This is a genomic window from Nocardia goodfellowii, assembly GCF_017875645.1.
Classification (GTDB): Bacteria; Actinomycetota; Actinomycetes; order Mycobacteriales; family Mycobacteriaceae; genus Nocardia; species Nocardia goodfellowii.
In genome coordinates, this window is sequence record NZ_JAGGMR010000001.1 from 413,226 (window position 1) to 429,664 (window position 16,439).

24 protein-coding genes are annotated in these 16,439 nt (G+C 64.4%); 6 read left to right on the top strand and 18 right to left on the bottom strand.

Annotated features, from left to right (window positions below):
- Window position 1: 1 nt before the first annotated feature.
- A complete protein-coding gene (locus tag BJ987_RS01620; protein WP_209884005.1) occupies window positions 2-499 on the bottom strand; it encodes a YbaB/EbfC family nucleoid-associated protein in 498 nt (165 codons plus the stop codon).
- On the bottom strand, window positions 496-804 hold the full coding sequence (locus tag BJ987_RS01625; protein WP_209884007.1) for a hypothetical protein: 309 nt from the start codon (window positions 802-804) through the stop codon (window positions 496-498). Before BJ987_RS01625 ends, BJ987_RS01620 begins: the two co-directional genes overlap by 4 nt.
- Window positions 805-904: 100 nt before the next feature.
- Between BJ987_RS01625 and BJ987_RS01630 the strand changes: the two genes are divergently transcribed.
- The 4 genes from BJ987_RS01630 (at window position 905) to BJ987_RS01645 (ending at window position 4,209) form a co-directional block, all read left to right on the top strand.
- Window positions 905-1,681, top strand: coding sequence for a class I SAM-dependent methyltransferase (locus BJ987_RS01630; protein WP_209884009.1), 777 nt, complete (start codon window positions 905-907; stop codon window positions 1,679-1,681).
- Window positions 1,682-1,745: 64 nt separating this feature from the next.
- Window positions 1,746-2,177, top strand: coding sequence for a D-aminoacyl-tRNA deacylase (gene dtd / locus BJ987_RS01635; RefSeq protein WP_209884011.1), 432 nt, complete (start codon window positions 1,746-1,748; stop codon window positions 2,175-2,177).
- A 217-nt stretch (window positions 2,178-2,394) separates the two neighbouring features.
- Window positions 2,395-3,942 carry a hypothetical protein gene (locus BJ987_RS01640; protein ID WP_209884013.1) on the top strand — a complete coding sequence of 516 codons (1,548 nt, stop codon included), beginning with the start codon at window positions 2,395-2,397 and terminating at the stop codon, window positions 3,940-3,942.
- 75 nt (window positions 3,943-4,017) lie between these two features.
- On the top strand, window positions 4,018-4,209 hold the full coding sequence (locus BJ987_RS01645; RefSeq protein WP_209884015.1) for a hypothetical protein: 192 nt from the start codon (window positions 4,018-4,020) through the stop codon (window positions 4,207-4,209).
- A 151-nt stretch (window positions 4,210-4,360) separates the two neighbouring features.
- On the opposite strand, the gene BJ987_RS01650 is transcribed toward BJ987_RS01645, so the two are convergent.
- From BJ987_RS01650 to rpsH, 10 genes are all read right to left on the bottom strand, one after another.
- Window positions 4,361-4,585, bottom strand: a complete 225-nt coding sequence (locus tag BJ987_RS01650; protein ID WP_209884016.1) for a hypothetical protein — start codon at window positions 4,583-4,585, stop codon at window positions 4,361-4,363.
- A gap of 366 nt (window positions 4,586-4,951) precedes the next feature.
- On the bottom strand, window positions 4,952-5,752 hold the full coding sequence (gene map, locus BJ987_RS01655) for a type I methionyl aminopeptidase (protein WP_209884018.1): 801 nt from the start codon (window positions 5,750-5,752) through the stop codon (window positions 4,952-4,954).
- A 4-nt stretch (window positions 5,753-5,756) separates the two neighbouring features.
- On the bottom strand, window positions 5,757-6,302 hold the full coding sequence (locus BJ987_RS01660) for an adenylate kinase (protein WP_209884020.1): 546 nt from the start codon (window positions 6,300-6,302) through the stop codon (window positions 5,757-5,759).
- On the bottom strand, window positions 6,299-7,621 hold the full coding sequence (gene secY / locus BJ987_RS01665) for a preprotein translocase subunit SecY (protein ID WP_209884022.1): 1,323 nt from the start codon (window positions 7,619-7,621) through the stop codon (window positions 6,299-6,301). The genes BJ987_RS01660 and secY overlap by 4 nt, the downstream gene beginning before the upstream one ends.
- A gap of 156 nt (window positions 7,622-7,777) precedes the next feature.
- Window positions 7,778-8,221: a 50S ribosomal protein L15 gene (rplO, locus tag BJ987_RS01670; RefSeq protein ID WP_209884024.1), complete on the bottom strand. Its 444-nt coding sequence runs from the start codon at window positions 8,219-8,221 to the stop codon at window positions 7,778-7,780.
- Window positions 8,222-8,223: 2 nt separating this feature from the next.
- On the bottom strand, window positions 8,224-8,403 hold the full coding sequence (gene rpmD, locus BJ987_RS01675; protein ID WP_194817334.1) for a 50S ribosomal protein L30: 180 nt from the start codon (window positions 8,401-8,403) through the stop codon (window positions 8,224-8,226).
- On the bottom strand, window positions 8,404-9,066 hold the full coding sequence (rpsE, locus tag BJ987_RS01680; protein ID WP_209884026.1) for a 30S ribosomal protein S5: 663 nt from the start codon (window positions 9,064-9,066) through the stop codon (window positions 8,404-8,406).
- 31 nt (window positions 9,067-9,097) lie between these two features.
- Window positions 9,098-9,505 (bottom strand): 50S ribosomal protein L18, encoded by a 408-nt coding sequence (rplR, locus tag BJ987_RS01685; RefSeq protein WP_245365765.1) that lies wholly within the window; start codon window positions 9,503-9,505, stop codon window positions 9,098-9,100.
- A gap of 2 nt (window positions 9,506-9,507) precedes the next feature.
- On the bottom strand, window positions 9,508-10,047 hold the full coding sequence (rplF, locus tag BJ987_RS01690) for a 50S ribosomal protein L6 (RefSeq protein WP_209884028.1): 540 nt from the start codon (window positions 10,045-10,047) through the stop codon (window positions 9,508-9,510).
- Between the two features lie 14 nt (window positions 10,048-10,061).
- Window positions 10,062-10,460: a 30S ribosomal protein S8 gene (gene rpsH / locus BJ987_RS01695; RefSeq protein WP_209884030.1), complete on the bottom strand. Its 399-nt coding sequence runs from the start codon at window positions 10,458-10,460 to the stop codon at window positions 10,062-10,064.
- 474 nt (window positions 10,461-10,934) lie between these two features.
- Between rpsH and BJ987_RS01700 the strand changes: the two genes are divergently transcribed.
- A complete protein-coding gene (locus tag BJ987_RS01700; protein WP_209884032.1) occupies window positions 10,935-11,450 on the top strand; it encodes a GtrA family protein in 516 nt (171 codons plus the stop codon).
- 42 nt (window positions 11,451-11,492) lie between these two features.
- Entirely contained in the window at window positions 11,493-12,149 is a 657-nt protein-coding gene (locus BJ987_RS01705; protein ID WP_209884034.1) for a Uma2 family endonuclease, read from the top strand.
- A gap of 414 nt (window positions 12,150-12,563) precedes the next feature.
- On the opposite strand, the gene BJ987_RS38175 is transcribed toward BJ987_RS01705, so the two are convergent.
- The 6 genes from BJ987_RS38175 to BJ987_RS01730 all read right to left on the bottom strand — a co-directional run bounded on the left by BJ987_RS38175 (window position 12,564) and on the right by BJ987_RS01730 (window position 16,358).
- The gene (locus BJ987_RS38175; protein ID WP_372446923.1) at window positions 12,564-12,638 is read right to left on the bottom strand and encodes a hypothetical protein; all 75 of its coding nucleotides are present in this window, start codon (window positions 12,636-12,638) and stop codon (window positions 12,564-12,566) included.
- A gap of 180 nt (window positions 12,639-12,818) precedes the next feature.
- Window positions 12,819-13,004 (bottom strand): type Z 30S ribosomal protein S14, encoded by a 186-nt coding sequence (locus tag BJ987_RS01710; protein ID WP_194817328.1) that lies wholly within the window; start codon window positions 13,002-13,004, stop codon window positions 12,819-12,821.
- A 4-nt stretch (window positions 13,005-13,008) separates the two neighbouring features.
- Window positions 13,009-13,575, bottom strand: a complete 567-nt coding sequence (gene rplE / locus BJ987_RS01715) for a 50S ribosomal protein L5 (protein ID WP_209884036.1) — start codon at window positions 13,573-13,575, stop codon at window positions 13,009-13,011.
- A 1-nt stretch (window position 13,576) separates the two neighbouring features.
- Window positions 13,577-13,894, bottom strand: a complete 318-nt coding sequence (gene rplX / locus BJ987_RS01720) for a 50S ribosomal protein L24 (protein WP_209884038.1) — start codon at window positions 13,892-13,894, stop codon at window positions 13,577-13,579.
- A 1-nt stretch (window position 13,895) separates the two neighbouring features.
- Window positions 13,896-14,264: a 50S ribosomal protein L14 gene (rplN, locus tag BJ987_RS01725; protein ID WP_209884040.1), complete on the bottom strand. Its 369-nt coding sequence runs from the start codon at window positions 14,262-14,264 to the stop codon at window positions 13,896-13,898.
- Window positions 14,265-14,504: 240 nt separating this feature from the next.
- Entirely contained in the window at window positions 14,505-16,358 is a 1,854-nt protein-coding gene (locus BJ987_RS01730; RefSeq protein ID WP_209884041.1) for an ABC transporter ATP-binding protein/permease, read from the bottom strand.
- Window positions 16,359-16,439 lie beyond the last annotated feature (81 nt).

Below are 16,439 nucleotides of genomic sequence, written 5' to 3' on the forward strand. Positions count from 1 at the left end.
TTCACCAGCTGCTGTCGGTGAAGCTGGTACCGCGGTCCGGAACGTATGCCTCCACATCGCTGAATTCCATTGGCGCATCGCCCTCTTCGGGCTCCGCCGCGCCCGGCGGCACCATCGTGACCGGGGGCGCGACCGGCGCCTGCGGTTTGATCTCGGCGAAACCATCCAGCAGATCGGTCAGTTTCGGCAGCCGCGCCTGCCGCTCCTGCACCGGCGCCATCAATTCCATACCGAGCTTGTTCACCTCGGTCACCGCCTGCTGCGCGGCTTCGGTCATCGCCTTGGCGAGTTCGCTGAGGCCGGCGCCCTCGGCATGCGGTCCGAACTTGGTGTCGATGACGACGCCGTTGGCGTTCACTGTTACCGTCACCAGCTTCCGCACGGTCGCACTCGCGGTGAGCGTCGCACGCGCCTGCTGTATCCGGGCGATATCCTTGAACTGCTCCTGGACTTCTTCCAGGACGTGTGCGAGTTCGGCCTTCGCGTACTCGTTGGTCATTTCCAGCGCAGATTGTCGCGGTTCGCCTGATCCTGGAGCTTCATGGTGTCGGCGGTCTTGACCTGGCCGACCACGAAGTTGTTGAAGCTGGTCGAGGCGTTGGTGATGTTGGTGGTCGCGTTGGCGCGTGAGGTCTGGTAGTTGCCGTAGAACTGAGTGCCGAATTTGTCCTCGCCCCAGGGCTTGCCGCGGCTGGCCAGCATGGTGTCGAGGTTCTTCAGCACACCGTCGAGTTGCTCCCGCACGTTGGACGTTTTCGTCTGTGCGGCTTTGCGCAGTAGGTCTGGATCATTCTCGACCGTCATAGCTGCCGACGATGACAGCTCATAGCAACTCGCCAGTAGCGTTAAGTTGAACTAAAGATGTTGTGGCAGTGACGTCGAGCGGTACCGCTACGGTGGGAGCATGGCTGGTTTCGATGATCTTCCCGCCGACGATCAGGCGCTTAGAGCCTTGCGCGCCAGCTCTTTCGGCGCCCACGCCGCCGCTTATGCCGAGCACCGGCCGGACTACCCGCTGGACGGAATCCGCTGGGCGCTCGGCGATGTGGCGCAGCCGACGGTCCTGGACCTCGGTGCGGGCACCGGGAAACTGACCATGGGATTGCTGGCGGCCGGTGCGTCGGTGATCGCCGTCGAGCCCGACGCGGAGATGCGCGCCGAGTTCGTCCGCAGATATCCCCGGTTACCGGTCTATCCCGGTGCGGCGGAGTCGATTCCGCTCACCGACGGCGCGGTGGACGCGGTCGTCGCCGGTCAGGCTTTCCACTGGTTCGATCAGGACAGCGCCTTCCCCGAGATCGCCCGTGTGCTACGCCCCGGCGGCGTCTTCGCCGCCTTCTGGAATACCGACGACACCAGCGTCGAGTGGGTCGACGGCCTGCACCGCGTCGCTCGTTCGGCCGCCACGCTGCCGGGCATCCGCAACCTCTCGACTATACCCAGCCCTCCCCAGTTCGCCGCGTTCGAGCGCGCCGATTTCCCGCACACCCACCGCCGCACCGCCGAATCTCTCACCGCCACCATCGGCACCCACTCGCACACCCTGGTCGTCTCCCCCGAGCAACGAGCGCACGTCCTGGGCGCGATCGCCGACTACCTGCGCGGCATCCCCGAGACCTCCGACGGAGAGTTCGACTTCCCCCTGGTCACCACGATCATCCGCGCGACCCGCCTGCCCTGATCCCGCAGTCGCATAAGAGCTGGTTGGACGCAGTACCCAGCTCGACGGATGCGAGGATGGGCGGATGCGAGTGGTGGTTCAGCGCGTGACCGCGGCACGGGTGAGCGTGGACGGTGCGATCGTCGGGGAGATCGAGCCGAATCCACAGGGCTTGGTCGCGCTGGTCGGTGTTACGCACAGCGATACCGAGATGACGGCGAAAGCGCTGGCGGACAAGCTGTGGCGGCTGCGCATCCTCGACGGCGAACGTTCCGCCGCCGACGTCGACGCACCCATCCTGGTGGTCAGCCAGTTCACGCTCTACGCCAACACCGCCAAGGGACGCCGCCCCTCCTGGAACGCCGCGGCACCCGGGCCGGTCGCCGAACCCCTCGTCGACGCCTTCACCCAGGCGCTTCGCGATCTCGGCGCCACCACGGCCACCGGAAAATTCGGCGCCCACATGCACATCGACCTCAGTAACGACGGCCCGGTCACCCTCCTGCTGGAAGCCTGACCTGCCGACCCTCGGACCGCCCCGTGGCCGCCGCCGACGAATGTTAACTCCGAACTTGCTGGAGCACCGGAAGTTCGAGGCCGCACACCGGACGGATTACCCGATCACCTTCGCATTGTCCTGGTCGTAGCCGCCCGGTTTATGGCAGACTCAGGCGCACACGAATGCGGCCGATCGACGACCGTATGTGGAAGGTGATGCGGGAGTTGGGTTCGCGATGACGTTGAGTTCCACCGAACCGGGCACAGCCAACGATGTGGGGACGCTCGAACGCCGGGTAGCCGCCGATCGCAGTGCCGCGCGCGACCGGACAGCGGAATCCGAACTGCGATTGTCCGCCTCCCTCGTCGAGCTAGCCAAAGCGATGCTCGCCACCAAGACCGATAAGAACGCCCGCCGCGACCGCACCATCGAGGCGCTGTCCCCGTCCCAGGAAGCGGTCGGTCTGCGGCTGCACTGGTTCGCCAACGGGAACGTCTCCGCCCGCTCCGCCGGAGAATTACAGGAGGCGCTGCGGGTCTTCGAACAGGTCACCCGCGCCACCAACCGGCGCGAACTGGCCACCAGCACCATCAAGAGCGCGTGCGCGGTCTATCTCAAAGCCGCGCAGACGGATTCGTACGTCGCCGGTATGTGCGCCGACTGTCTCGGCAAGTGCGGCGTCTGGCTGGGCCGCCTCGACCAAGAAGCCGCCGTCGCCGCCACCGAAGAGGCCGCGCGCATCAGAAGTGAACTGGCGACCTCGAATCCGGACCTGGCGGGCAAGTACCTGCAAAGCCTGAGCACACTGCTGCGCACCCTCATGGTCGGCCGCTCGCGCAAGCAGGCGCTGTCGATGTACCGCGAGCGGTACGCCGCCTTCACCTCCACCGGCATGGCAATCCGGCTGCGGGCCTGCGGAATCCGCGACCTCGATCTCACGCCGAAGTCCTACAACGCGTTGCTGGAACTGGAGTGCCGCACGCTGGAGCAGGCGGGTCGGCTCACCCAGCAGCAGATCCTGCGCAAGACCTCCGGCGATCTGTCCACCGTCGAGGAGATCAACTGGCGGCTCGCCCTCGTCGGCTTGCGGCCGATGGCTCCCGGCGAAGATCCGGACCCGCCGTCGGCCCCCGTGGAGATCGGCCCGACCTTCGGCGCGCTCGGCGTCCGCTGCCCCGACCGCGACGCCGTCGCGCAGATCCGTGCCGCCATCGTCGCGGCCTACGCGGCCGACGGCGCCGAGCTGGTCGACAGCGCCACCTACCTCAACGCCGACGAAAAAGACTGGCGGATGGGCGATCCCGAGTTCAACACCGCCGGTTCCCTGGCTGACGACGTGGTGCTGATCGAGATGTCCTACGGCGGCTGGGTCACCGTCATGAGCATGAACTGGGAACTCGCCCCCGTCGGCAAAAACGTGCTGGCTCTGCGCCTTTCGGCCGAATGGCCGGTACTCAGCGTGACGGCGGTCGCCAACTCCTCCTACGAGCTGGTCCGCTACGAGCACGGCAAGCCCACCCAGTACGCCGCCCTCGGCCTGCCCGCCGGCCCGGCCTCCGCACTCGATGAGCCCTTGGGCCCCTTGGATTTCGGCGTCCTCGCCGCATACGGCGCGAACGGGGCCACCGAGACCAAGCTGCGCTCCGCGTTCGGCAACACCCACTCCTTCGCCAACCTGACCTATCTGCCCTCCGGCGGCATCCGCCAGGTTCGTAAAACCATGCCGCTGATCGATCACGATCACGTGCTGTTCTTCCGCAAGGCCGCGACGCCCGAACAGTGACTGTCCGGTCGGTCAATTCGTGCGATTGGGACCGACTGCGGCGGGTATTAGCCCGGTAACCACAGGAGGTTCCACATGTTGGCAATTGCCGCCGCCGTCGCTTTCGGTCTCGCACTGCTGCTCGATCTCGTTGACGAAACCATCGGTTCCATCAACGATCACACGCTGATCACCCTCGGGCTGCTGCTCGCCGCTCTGCATCTAGCGGGCATCGGCACCGCCGCGCGAACCGGCGGCGGCCGGTCCTGGCGTCGTCGCCGGGTCTAGCAAACCCGTAACTGCGCAGCGCTCCAACTGAATTCGAGTAGTTCCCTACTCACGCGGCCACCCCCGCCCCGGACATACGGTCGGTGCATCGTCAAGGTTCACCGACCGAGTCCAGGAGGTTTTCAACCCACTGCACGACCGAGAAATCAGGTCAGGCGCAGAGGGCGCGGGTGTAAGGAACGACGTCACCGATCCAGCGTCGTAGCTGGCTATCGTCGGCTGTTTCCGGCCAGTACACGAATGTGTCGAAGCCGGTCTCGACGGCGAGATCGGCCACAATGCGGGCCCAGCCCGCGGCGTCGGTGCGAATCGGTTCCTCGCCGCGCAGCGTCACCGGACCGGGCGACTCGGTGCTGTGCCCCACCAGCTGCGCCATACGGGCAACGGCGCCCGGATCCCGCCCCGCGTCAATCGCTGCCGCGGAGATAACGTGTTGCGCCCCTTCCCATTTCTCATCCGGAAGGTAATGCGGGATCGGCGCGGCCCAACCGTCCGCGCTGCGCCCGGTCAGAGCACAGCGTGAAAGTCGCCAGGAACCTCAGCCTTGGCACCGGGTTTCCACATCGCACGGATCACGGCGGTCGCCTCCGCCAGCGCTTGCAGCGCTTCGGGATTCGACCGCCGGCTTGCTTCCCGAGCATCGCCCCCGCGGATCGGCAGGCTCCCCAACCGGCCCACCTTGAAACACCACGCACCCCCGACCCGAGGGTGCGGAGGTGCGAGGCAAAGCAAGTGGGAGTAGCTACTCCGGGCGCAGCGTCAGGATGCGCGGGCCGTCTTCGGTGACCGCGACGGTGTGCTCCCAGTGCGCGGAACGTGAACCGTCCAGCGTCACCACGGTCCAGTCGTCGTCGAGCACCTTCGACTGGGTGGTGCCCAGGGTCAGCATCGGCTCGATGGCGAGGACGGAGCCCACCACGAGCTTCGGGCCCTTTCCGGGGGCGCCTTCGTTCGCCAGGAACGGGTCCATGTGCATCTCGCGGCCGATGGCGTGGCCACCGTAGCCGTCGACGATGCCGTAGGAGCGGCCGTGCAGTTCCTCGGCGGCGCGGGTGCCGAGTTCGATGGCGTGCGAGATGTCGGTCAACCGGTTGCCCGGGACCATGGCCTCGATGCCCGCCTCCATCGACAACTTGGTGGCCTCGCTCAGCAGCCGATCGGCTTCAATGATGGTGCCGACGCCGAAGGTCCAGGCCGAATCACCATGCCAGCCATCGAGAATCGCGCCGCAATCGATCGACACCAGATCGCCCTCGACGAGCACATCGTCCGCGTTCGGAATCCCGTGCACGATCCGGTCGTTCACCGACGAGCAGATCGAACCCGGAAACCCGTGGTAGCCCTTGAAGGACGGCACCGCGCCCGCATCGCGGATGACCTGCTCGGCCACCTCGTCCAACTCCAGGGTCGACACCCCGGGCTTGGCGGCCTCGCGCACGGCGACCAGGGCGCGACCGACAATCGCGCCCGCCGCCGCCATGGCGTCGAGTTCACCGGCGGTGCGGAACGGCACCACCTTCTTGGACTTGCGGCCGAAGACCATCAGGTCAGTGCCCCAGCGCCCGCAGCGCGCGAGCGTTCACGTCATCGACCTCGCCGACACCGTCGACGGAGACGACCAGGCCGTCGTAATGAGTCAGCAGCGGCTCGGTCTCCTCGCGGTACACGCGCAACCGGTTGCGGATGACACCTTCGTTGTCGTCGCCGCGGCCGCGGGCCAGCATGCGCTCGACCACGGTGTCCTCCGGCACGACGAAGCACAGCACCGCGTCCAGCTTGCTGTCCATGTCGCCGAGGATCTTCTCCAGCGCGTCGGCCTGATCGACCGTGCGCGGGTAGCCGTCGAGGATGAAGCCGTTGGCGGCGTCGGGCTCGTTCACGCGAGCTTCGACCATGCGGTTGGTGACATCGCTGGGCACCAGATCGCCGGCGTCCATGTACTTCTGCGCTTCGCGGCCCAGCGGGGTCTGCTGGGAGATGTTGGCGCGGAACAGGTCCCCGGTGGAGATGTGCGGGACGCCAAGCTTGTCCGACAGGAGATCGGCCTGAGTACCCTTGCCGGCACCCGGCGGACCGAGCAGTACAACTCTCACTTGAGGAACCCTTCGTAATTTCGATTCATCAGCTGGGACTCGATCTGCTTCACGGTGTCCAGGCCGACACTCACCATGATCAGCACCGCGGTGCCGCCGAACGGGAGATTCTGCATGCCACCGGAGTTGCCGATATCCAGGAACAGGTTGGGGAGCACGGCCACCAGGCCGAGGTAGAGCGAGCCGGGCAGGGTGATGCGGCTCAAGACGAAATTCAGATAGTCGGCGGTCGGCCGACCGGGACGGTACCCGGGGATGAAGCCACCGAACTTCTTCATTTCATCGGCGCGTTCCTCCGGGTTGAAGGTGATCGCCACATAGAAGTAGGTGAAGAAGACGATCAGGCCGAAATAGATGCCGATGTAGACCGGGTTGCCCGGGTTCACCAGGTATTTGTTGATGGCTTCCTGCCACCAGCTCGGATCCGGGTTGTTCGTCGACGACGTCAGCTGCGCGATCAGGTTCGGCAGATACAGCAGTGACGACGCGAAGATGACCGGGATGACGCCGGCCTGGTTCACCTTCAACGGCAGGTAGGTGGAGGAGCCGCCGTACATCTTGCGGCCCACCACGCGCTTGGCGTACTGGACCGGGATCCGGCGCTGACCCTGCTCGACGAAGATCACCGCGGCGATGATGGCCAGCGCGGCCACACACACCAGGCCGAAGACCAGGCCGCCACGGCTGTCCAGAATGTTCTTGCCCTCACTGGGGATTCGCGCGGCGATACCGGCGAAGATCAGCAGCGACATGCCGTTGCCGACACCGCGCTCGGTGATCTGCTCGCCGAACCACATGACCAGCGCCGCACCGGCGGTCATGACCAGCACGATGATGATCATGCCGAAAATGGAGGTGTCGGCGAGGATGTCCTGCTGGCAGCCCTGCAGCAGCTGGCCGCGCGCGGCCAGCGCCACCAGACCGGTGGCCTGCAGAATCGCCAGGGCGATAGACAGATAGCGCGTGTACTGCGTCATCTTGGTCTGGCCGGATTGGCCTTCTTTTCGCAGTTCCTCGAACCGCGGGATAACGACAGTCAGCAGCTGAATAATGATGCTGGCGGTGATGTAGGGCATGATGCCGATCGCGAAGACCGACAACTGCAGCAGCGCCCCACCGGAGAACAGGTTGATCAGCTGGTAGATACCAGCGTTGTCACCACCGGAAACGAGGTCGATACATTCCTGCACCGCCTGGTAATCCACACCGGGGGACGGCAGCGCGGCACCCAGACGGTACAGCGCGATCAACCCCAGCGTGAAGAGAATCTTCCGCCGTAAGTCCGGAGTCCGGAAGGCCGATACGAAGGCGGAAAGCACAGATCCTCCTGGCGAACGACATGGTCATGCCATGGGCGTCTGTGTGTGAACACAGCACACCATGACGGGGCTTGGCAGGCAATGAATGAAACTCTAACAGTGGCACCGGACGAGTACTTCACTCGTCCGGTGCCACATGCTAATTGCAGAGTACCGTCAGCCCAGTTCGGTGACAGTGCCACCGGCCGCGGTGATCTTCTCCTTGGCGGAGCCGGTCACCTTGTCGGCGGTCACCTGGACCGCGACGCCGATTTCACCGTCGCCGAGGACCTTGACCAGCTGGTTCTTGCGAACCGCGCCGGCAGCCACCAGCTCGGCCTTGCCGACCTCGCCGCCCTGCGGGAACAGCTTGGCGATGGCCGAGACATTGACGACCTGGTATTCGACACGGTTCCGGTTGGTGAAGCCCTTGAGCTTGGGCAGCCGCATGTGCAGCGGCATCTGCCCACCCTCGAAGGCGGCCGGAACGTTCTTGCGCGCCTTGGTGCCCTTGGTACCACGGCCCGCGGTCTTGCCCTTGGAGCCTTCACCGCGACCCACACGGGTCTTCTCGGTCTTGGCGCCGGGGGCCGGACGCAGGTGATGAATCTTGATGGTCATGCTTAGACCTCCTCAACTGTTACGAGGTGGCGCACGACGTTGATCAGGCCACGGTTCTGCGGGGTGTCCTCGCGAACCACGGTCTGCCGGATCTTACGCAGGCCGAGCGTGCGCATGCTGTCACGCTGGTTCGCCTTGGCGCCGATCGTGGACTTGATCTGGGTCACCTTGAGCTGTGCCATTTACTTGCCACCTCCAGCGGCCAGAGCGCGCGCACGCAGCATGCCCGCAGGGGCAACATCCTCGAGCGACAGACCACGGCGAGCCGCGACCTCTTCCGGGCGCTGCAGCATCTTCAGTGCGGCGACCGTCGCGTGCACGACGTTGATGGCGTTGTCGCTACCCAGCGACTTCGCCAGAATGTCATGAATGCCAGCGCATTCCAGCACGGCACGGCAGGCGCCACCGGCGATCACACCGGTACCCGGCGAGGCCGGACGCAGCATGACGACACCGGCCGCCGCCTCACCCTGAACCGGGTGGACGATGGTCGAGCCGATCATCGGGACGCGGAAGAAGTTCTTGCGAGCCTCTTCGACACCCTTCTGAATCGCCGCGGGAACTTCCTTGGCCTTGCCGTAGCCGACGCCGACCAGACCGTTGCCGTCACCGACGATCACGAGGGCGGTGAAGCTGAAGCGACGACCACCCTTCACGACCTTGGAGACGCGGTTGATCGCTACGACGCGCTCGAGCTGGTTCTTGTCGGCCTGCTGATCGCGACGGTCGTTGCCGCCACGGCGGTCACGGCCACCGCCGCGACCCTGGTTGTCGCCGCCACCGGCGGCACCATTCTGCTGTCCGGCGGGTCCGCTGCCGCCGTCACGCCGTTGACGTCCCGGCATCAGACGTTCCCTTCATTCTTGTTTGCAGTCATCAGAACTTCAACCCCGCTTCACGAGCGGCATCCGCGAGAGCGGCGATACGGCCGTGGTAATCGTGACCACCACGGTCGAACACGACGGCCTCGACACCGGCGGCCTTGGCGCGAGCGGCGATCAGCTCGCCGACCTTCTTGCTCTTGGCCGACTTGTCGCCGTCCACCGCGCGCACATCGGCTTCGATGGTCGAAGCGTAGGCAAGGGTCTTGCCGGCGCTGTCGTCCACGAGCTGAGCGTGCAGGTGCCGCGAGGAGCGGTTGACCACCAGGCGCGGACGCTCGGTGGTGCCTGCGACCTTCTTGCGCAGACGGAAGTGACGGCGGGTCTTCGACAGACGACGCGCAGTCGAGGCGTCCTTGCCGCGCGGCTTGCGCTTGGCAATCTGATTTTCGGTTTGCGCCATGATCACTTACCCGTCTTTCCGACCTTGCGGCGAACGACCTCGCCGGCGTAGCGGATGCCCTTGCCCTTGTACGGGTCGGGCTTACGCAGTCCGTGAATCACAGCGGAGATCTGACCGACCGCCTGCTTGTCGATACCGGACACGGAGAACTTGGTGGGCGATTCCACCGCGAAGGTGATACCAGCCGGGGCCTCGATCGGCACCGGGTGGCTGTAGCCGAGAGCGAACTCGAGGTTCGAGCCCTTGGCGGCCACACGGTAACCGACACCGAAGATTTCCATCTTCTTCTCGTAGCCCTTGGTGACGCCTTCGATCATGTTGGCGACGAGGGTACGGGTCAGGCCGTGCAGCGAACGGTTCTGCCGCTGGTCGTCCGGGCGGATGACCTCGAGCTGGCCGTCCTCACCCTTGGAGATGGTGATCGGTTCGGCGACAACGTGAGTCAGGGTGCCCTTGGGCCCCTTGACCGAGACGTTCTGGCCGTCGATGGTCACCTCGACGCCGGCAGGGATTGCGATGGGCTTCTTACCAATACGCGACATTTGTCCTACCTCCCTTACCAGACGTAGGCGAGGACTTCTCCGCCCACGCCTTGCTGCTTGGCCTGACGGTCGGTGAGCAGGCCGGTCGACGTGGAGATGATCGCCACGCCGAGGCCGCCCAGGACCTTGGGCAGGTTGGTGGACTTCGCGTACACACGCAGACCCGGCTTCGAGACGCGGCGCAGGCCCTGCAGGGAGCGCTCACGGCTGGGGCCGTACTTGAGGTCGACGATCAGGGTCTTGCCGACCTGAGCGTCTTCGGTCCGGTAATCAGCGATGTAGCCTTCGCGCTTCAAGATCTCGGCGATGTTCACCTTGAGCTTAGAGTGCGGCGCCTTCACCTGATCGTGGTACGCCGAGTTGGCGTTGCGCAGACGCGTCAAGAAGTCTGCGATCGGATCAGTCATGGTCATGGGTTAGACCTTGACACCTTTCTCGCCGCGGTTCCCATGCAGCACCGGCACCGTTGCGCCAGGACAGATGTCCCAGCCGGAGCCGGTAGTGGGCCTACAGCAATTCGGATGTTCCAGCCGGCAATTGCCGACCGGATGAGTTCTCTTACGAGTTCTCGGTACCTGGGCCGCCCGCGGGGCACGAGGTAAGCACTACCTGCGCCAACTGCGGACACAGATGTGCCCAGACAACCGCTCTAGTGTATGCAAACCCCAGCTAGCCGCCAAATCCGACCCCCACCGGAGGCTCCGATGCCGAGTGGCGGCACGTTTCCTCGAACTGCGCGACCCCGGAAGTAGCTGCCGCTTCCTACCGTCCTTCGCCCGCCGGGCCCGCCCATAGGCCCTCCCACCTGCGACGTTTGTATACGTATACATCTACGTATAAGCTGATCGGCATGCCGCCGAGCGGCCTGAACCGATGAGGAGAACCCGATGGACCGCCCACTACGTAGCCTGCTGACCGGCTCTGGTCCCATCGCCGCATTCCTGCGCTACGTCGTCGTCGGCGGCAGCAACGGCCTGCTCTCCAGCGTGGGCGTCACCCTGCTCGGGCTGGCCATCCCCTTCGCCGTCGCCAACGCCCTGATCACGATCGCCTCCACGATCCTGGGCACCCACCTGCATGCCCGATTCACCTTCACCGCGCGCGGAGCCGCCGGCCCGCGCCAGCACCTCCAAGCGGCCGCGACGGCCGCGGCGGCCTACGCACTGACCAGCGCCGCGATGCTGGCACTCCCCCTGGTCTGCGCCGACCCGAGCATCTGGATCGAACAGATCGCCTACCTCACCGCATCCGCCGTGGCGGGCGTACTGCGCTTCGTCGTCCTGCGCGTGCTGGTCTTTAACGGCACCACTTCAACAACCTGGCTTCAGGTCACAAAGCCGACGGCACGCTCACGCCCCCTAGGGTTCCCCGGCGCGACCGCCTTCGCGGCGAACCCGGCATGACGAAACAGCACCGCAACGTCGTCTCGGGCCTAAGATTGCGTCATGTCGGCCCCCCGCATCGAACGGCCTGACCTCCCCGAATACATGACGTGGGAGGAGTTGGAACGGCTTCCGGACGAAATCGCCGGACAGATCGAGCTATGGGAGGGCCGGGTTGTCTGGTTGCGACGCGGGCCCGCTGAACATCAAGCCTTCACTTTCGGCTTGACAGCTGGCCTGAAGCGATGCGCGCGCACCTCTAGCACCGGCCAACCAGAGCAATGCTGGCGGGCCGATTTCGAAACCAATGTCTTCTTCGGACTCACGGGGAAATCGGATTACGTGACGCCCGATTTCGTGGTCTACCGCTGCCTCGATTCTCCCTATCAAGATCTCCGCGCCGTCGACGTCCTGCTGGTCGGAGAGGTTTTGTCGCCGTCGAACAAGCAAACCGACATCGATGCCAAGAAAGCGAAATACGGCAAGGCGGGTATCCCGTGGTATTGGGAGGTGGACTTGCAGCCACAACAGAGTGCAATAGCAACGATCCGCGCCTTCGCACTGGAAAAATCTTCCCCCGATCTACTCCCTGCTGGGGTACGCACCCTCTACCCAGCGAACTACGCCCTAGTAGACAAATGGACTCCCACGTCATCGGATGCAATCGAGATCAACTCTCCGTTTCCTATCCACATTCCTTGGACGGACCTGGAGTTCTAGTCGCCCGCAGCCGAAGGGCCCCGCTCTTTCGATATCGGGCAAAGCTCGCAATGCCTCTGCTAGCAGTTGGCGGGCTGTCACCGCGGTGGGATGATCGAAGCCACGTAGCGCTACCGCGTCGGCGAAGTTTCGCTCGGCGCATGCATGCGCGGCGGTGAATCGGCGGGCTGCCAGTCCGCCGCTGCCCCGCCGCCCAATCGCCGCTGTGCCGCGATCACTCGCTCGAACAACGCAATTGCCTCGCCGAGCCGCCCGGTATGCCGGTAGACATCGGCGAGACAGCCCTGAGACCAGAGCGCCTCGTTGTCGTCGGCTCGATGAGAAATTCGGTGGCGAGACGACCGTGCTGATCGACAACCACCAGCTGCAATGTTCAATTTCACGGTTTGTGTGGCAACCGACTGACGTGAGAGTTCACCCGCCCGCATCGACCACCCAGCACTTCACTCCAGCGTGGCCCTTCCCACTGCTGGTCACCGCGACCTGCATCGTCAAAAGGCACTGCGCCGTTCAATTTTTCGCCGTCATCCGCCATGTCCCCGCTCGTCACAGCCAACTTGCATCTCAAGTTAGCGGAACCAGGCATACAGGGAACGCACAACAGGGACCCGAGCCAGGCGGCTCGGGTCCCTGTTCGTATGTAACTACGCGCTCACAAGGAGCGCGGGCTCACCAGGAGCTCTTGTGCACGCCCGGGAGCTCGCCCTTGTGGGCCATCTCGCGCAGGCAGACACGGCACAGGCCGAACTTGCGGTACACCGCGTGCGGGCGACCGCACTTCTGGCAGCGCGTGTAGGCGCGGACCGCGAACTTCGGCTTGGCGTTGGCCTTGTTGACCAGTGCTTTCTTAGCCATGTGCTCAGTTCTCCTTGAACGGGAAGCCGAGGTGCTTGAGCAGCGCGCGGCCTTCTTCGTTGTTGGTCGCGGTGGTGACCACGGTGATGTCCATACCGCGCGGGCGGTCGATGGAGTCCACGTCGATCTCGTGGAACATCGACTGCTCGCTCAGGCCGAACGTGTAGTTGCCGTTGCCGTCGAACTGCTTCGGCGACAGGCCGCGGAAGTCGCGGATACGGGGCAGCGCGATGGACACCAGGCGATCCAGGAACTCCCACATGCGATCGCCACGCAGCGTGACCTTCGCGCCGATGGGCATACCCTCACGCAGCTTGAACTGCGCGATCGACTTGGTGGCCTTACGGATCTCCGGCTTCTGGCCGGTGATCAGCTCCAGGTCCTTGACGGCGCCGTTGATCAGCTTCGCGTCACGGGCGGCGTCACCGACACCCATGTTCACGACGACCTTGACCACGCCCGGGATCTGCATCACGTTGGCGTAATCGAATTCGCTGTTCAGCGCGTCCTTGATCTCGGCGCGGTAGCGCTCCTTCAGGCGAGGCTGAACCTTGTTCTCAGTGGAGGTCATGTCAGATGTCCTTCCCGTTCTTACGGGAGATCCGGACCCGCTTGCCGCTCTCCTCGTCGGTGCGGTACCCGACGCGAGTGGGGTTGCCATCCGAATCCACGACCATCACGTTGGAGACCTGGATCGGGGCTTCCTGGGTCACGATGCCGCCCGAAGAGGCGCCGCGCTGATTGGCGGAGTTGGCAACGTGCTTCTTGATACGGTTCACGCCTTCGACCAGGACCTTGCCGGTCGCGGGGTAGGCCTGAATGACCTTGCCCTTCGCGCCCTTGTCCTTGCCCGAAATGACGAGAACGGTGTCACCCTTGTGCACCTTCATGTCAGAGCACCTCCGGAGCCAGCGAGACGATCTTCATGAACTTCTTCTCGCGCAGCTCACGGCCGACCGGGCCGAAGATACGAGTGCCGCGCGGATCATTGTCCGGCTTGATGAGAACGGCGGCGTTCTCATCGAACTTGATGTACGAGCCATCCGGACGGCGGCGCTCCTTGACGGTGCGCACGACGACGGCCTTGACGACCTCGCCCTTCTTGACGTTGCCACCGGGGACAGCGTCTTTGACAGTGGCGACAATGATGTCGCCGATACCGGCATAGCGGCGCGACGAGCCACCGAGCACGCGGATGCAAAGGATTTCCTTCGCGCCCGTGTTGTCGGCGACGCGCAAGCGCGACTCCTGCTGAATCACTTCAGCCTCCTTGACCTGGACGTATAAGCACGCCGGATTGCCGACCCGACGGGCATGGTCACGTGCCACCCGAACGCGCGCCTGCCAGCGGTTTCAGTGGTCTGAGCAAGCAAACTCGGACCCAACTGCTGGGGGTTCGCGGCCGAATCGCGGGCATAGCTCCCGCAGGCAACCGGTCTAGTGTAGGGGAAAGCCCAGGTCGACCCAAATCGAGGGTCGGCCTGGGCTGAGTTGATGCCTTTACGCGTCGGCGGTCACGGGCTCGAGAGTCCATGGGCCGCCACCCTGAAGTTCCAGCTTCTGCGTGTGGTGCTGGTCGACCGTACTGCGGTGCGCCACCGAGACCACCATGGTTTCCGGCAGTTCGGTGCGGATCAGCTTGTAGAGGGAGTATTCCAGGCCCTCGTCCACCGCCGAGGTGGCCTCGTCCATGAAGACGACCTTCGGCTTGATCAGCAGGATGCGGCCGAAGGCGAGTCGCTGCTGCTCGCCCGGAGACAGGATCTTGGCCCAGTCGGCTTCTTCGTCGAGGCGATCCGTCAGATGGGCGAGGTGCACCTTCTCCAGCACGGCGCGCAATTGGTCGTCGCTGATCTCTTCCGGCTTGCCCGGGTATTCCGCGGCGACGCGCAGGTCACCGAGCGGAAGGTAGGGGATCTGCGACAGGAACAGCGTGTCGTTGCCGGCCGGTCGATCGATCCGGCCATCTGAGTACGGCCACATCTGGGCGAGCGCCCGCAGCAAAGTGGTCTTGCCACTACCGGACGGCCCCTTCACGACCAGAGCGTCGCCCGGGTTCAAACGGAGTGTCAAGTCGTCGATGAGCAATTCACCGTCCGGTTTACGGACGTCGACCTTGTCCAGCTGCACTCCGTCGGCGAGGTCGGCAGCCGCCATCTTGGGCAGGTCGCGAGACTCGTCGCTAGCCACAAGCAGGCCGTCGAGACGGATGAGCGAAGCGCGGTAGGCCGCGAAGTCGTCATAGGCGTTACGGAAGAACGACAGGGAATCGTGAATGTTGCCGAAGGCGGAGACTGTCTGGTTCACCCCGCCGAGCGTCACCGCACCGCTGAAGAAACGCGGCGCCTGGATCAAGTAGGGAAAGATCACCGCGGCCTGGCTGACGGTGAAGTTCCAGCCCTGGAACTTCAGGTAGCGGAAGACATACTTCCACTGCACCCGAATCACTTCCGCGAAGCGGGCGAGCAGGCCACGCCGTTCTACGTCCTCACCGTGGTAGAACGCCACGCTCTCAGCGGAATCGCGTACTCGCACCAGCGCATAGCGGAAGTTGGCGGTCATCCGCTCGAGCAGGAAGTTGATCCGAATCAGCGGACGACCGATCCAGAACGCGATCACGGTCGTCAGCAGCACGTAGATGAGGACGACGAATACCGCGTCACGCGGAATCGTCACACCGGCGATCGTCATCGGGCCGGACAGATCCCACAGGATCTTGGTGAAGGAGACGATGGAGACCACTGCCTCGACCGCGCCGAGTGAGAGGACGCGCGACTGGGTCACGTACGTCGTGATGTCTTGCTGCACACGCTGATCGGGATTGTCGATGGTGTTATCGATGAACCGGGACCGGTAGAAGGCACGGTCACGCAACCAGTCGGTGGTGACATGCTCGGTCAGCCATACCCGCCAGCGAATATCGAAGGCCAGCGAAGCGTAGAGGTTCACCAGCTGGTTGACGATCCAGATGGCGATCAGCACGCCGAACAGGATCATCGAGTTCCAGAAAGCTTCCTTCGCTTCGGAGACTCCCTCCGCATCCTGCGACGCGAGAGCCGAACCACCGGCCTGCAACGAGCTGAACATGTCGTTGCCCCAGTAGCTGAGCAATACGTTCAACCGGACAACGACCAAGGTCATGAACAGCAGCGCGCCGAAAAATAGCAGCGTGCGCCAGGCACCAGGCCCCTTGAAATATCCACCGCTGACTGCCCAGAACTGGCGACCCCACCTCGTCAAGGTGAGCAGCAGCCCGACAATGATCACGAAAACCACCGTGGTAATCGAGAACGCGATCCCGAGCCACTTCAGTGACTCCAACCACTCGATGCCCCAGTCCCTTGACGTCTTCACACAGGCTTCCCATCCCTGAACAGCTGAAAGTCGGCGCAGTCTAACCCGATTCAGTGACCCGCGCCGCACCTAACCACCGCG

Bases quoted from the DNA above. Each gene is read 5' to 3' on its own strand.
- BJ987_RS01645 (WP_209884015.1), top strand. From the start codon at position 4,018: ATGTTGGCAATTGCCGCCGCCGTCGCTTTCGGTCTCGCACTGCTGCTC.
- rplR (WP_245365765.1), bottom strand. From the start codon at position 9,505: ATGGCGCAAACCGAAAATCAGATTGCCAAGCGCAAGCCGCGCGGCAAG.
- rplX (WP_209884038.1), bottom strand. From the start codon at position 13,894: ATGAAGGTGCACAAGGGTGACACCGTTCTCGTCATTTCGGGCAAGGAC.
- BJ987_RS01710 (WP_194817328.1), bottom strand. From the start codon at position 13,004: ATGGCTAAGAAAGCACTGGTCAACAAGGCCAACGCCAAGCCGAAGTTC.
- rplO (WP_209884024.1), bottom strand. From the start codon at position 8,221: ATGACCATCAAGATTCATCACCTGCGTCCGGCCCCCGGCGCCAAGACC.
- map (WP_209884018.1), bottom strand. From the start codon at position 5,752: ATGGTCTTCGGCCGCAAGTCCAAGAAGGTGGTGCCGTTCCGCACCGCC.
- BJ987_RS01700 (WP_209884032.1), top strand. From the start codon at position 10,935: ATGGACCGCCCACTACGTAGCCTGCTGACCGGCTCTGGTCCCATCGCC.
- dtd (WP_209884011.1), top strand. From the start codon at position 1,746: ATGCGAGTGGTGGTTCAGCGCGTGACCGCGGCACGGGTGAGCGTGGAC.
- rpsE (WP_209884026.1), bottom strand. From the start codon at position 9,066: ATGCCGGGACGTCAACGGCGTGACGGCGGCAGCGGACCCGCCGGACAG.
- rplF (WP_209884028.1), bottom strand. From the start codon at position 10,047: ATGTCGCGTATTGGTAAGAAGCCCATCGCAATCCCTGCCGGCGTCGAG.
- BJ987_RS01630 (WP_209884009.1), top strand. From the start codon at position 905: ATGGCTGGTTTCGATGATCTTCCCGCCGACGATCAGGCGCTTAGAGCC.
- BJ987_RS01705 (WP_209884034.1), top strand. From the start codon at position 11,493: ATGTCGGCCCCCCGCATCGAACGGCCTGACCTCCCCGAATACATGACG.
- BJ987_RS01620 (WP_209884005.1), bottom strand. From the start codon at position 499: ATGACCAACGAGTACGCGAAGGCCGAACTCGCACACGTCCTGGAAGAA.
- BJ987_RS01625 (WP_209884007.1), bottom strand. From the start codon at position 804: ATGACGGTCGAGAATGATCCAGACCTACTGCGCAAAGCCGCACAGACG.
- rpmD (WP_194817334.1), bottom strand. From the start codon at position 8,403: ATGGCACAGCTCAAGGTGACCCAGATCAAGTCCACGATCGGCGCCAAG.
- rpsH (WP_209884030.1), bottom strand. From the start codon at position 10,460: ATGACCATGACTGATCCGATCGCAGACTTCTTGACGCGTCTGCGCAAC.
- BJ987_RS01640 (WP_209884013.1), top strand. From the start codon at position 2,395: ATGACGTTGAGTTCCACCGAACCGGGCACAGCCAACGATGTGGGGACG.
- rplE (WP_209884036.1), bottom strand. From the start codon at position 13,575: ATGACCTCCACTGAGAACAAGGTTCAGCCTCGCCTGAAGGAGCGCTAC.
- BJ987_RS01650 (WP_209884016.1), bottom strand. From the start codon at position 4,585: ATGGCGCAGCTGGTGGGGCACAGCACCGAGTCGCCCGGTCCGGTGACG.